This window comes from Corallococcus sp. AB049A, assembly GCF_003668885.1.
GTDB lineage: Bacteria > Myxococcota > Myxococcia > Myxococcales > Myxococcaceae > Corallococcus > Corallococcus interemptor.
In genome coordinates this window covers 1-397 of the sequence record NZ_RAWL01001396.1, presented here as the reverse complement: position 1 = coordinate 397, position 397 = coordinate 1, and the positions used below count along the sequence as shown (strand labels likewise).

Below are 397 nucleotides of genomic sequence, written 5' to 3'. Positions count from 1 at the left end.
CCCTGCCCAACGTGCGCGTCTACGTGCTGGACCGCACGCTGCGCCCGGTGCCCGTGGGCGTCGCCGGTGAGCTCTTCATCGGCGGCGAAGGCGTCGCTCGCGGCTACCTCAACCGGCCGGAGCTGACCGCAGACCGCTTCATCCCGGATGCCTTCTCCTCCACGCCCGGAGCCCGCCTCTACCGCACGGGCGACGTGGTGCGCTGGCGTGCGGACGGGATGCTCGACTACCTGGGCCGTGCGGACTTCCAGGTGAAGGTGCGCGGCTTCCGCATCGAGCTGGGTGAAATCGAGTCCTGCCTGCTGAAGCACCCTGCCGTGCATCAGGCCGTCGTGCTGGCTCGCGAGGACGTGCCCGGTGACAAGCGACTCGTCGCCTACGCCGTCCCCGAGGCGGG

1 protein-coding gene is annotated in these 397 nt (G+C 70.8%); it reads left to right on the top strand.

Going from position 1 to position 397, the window contains the following annotated elements; translation table 11 throughout:
* The coding region (locus tag D7X55_RS42325) for an AMP-binding protein (RefSeq protein WP_147470554.1) at positions 1-397 on the top strand (397 nt) is incomplete at both ends.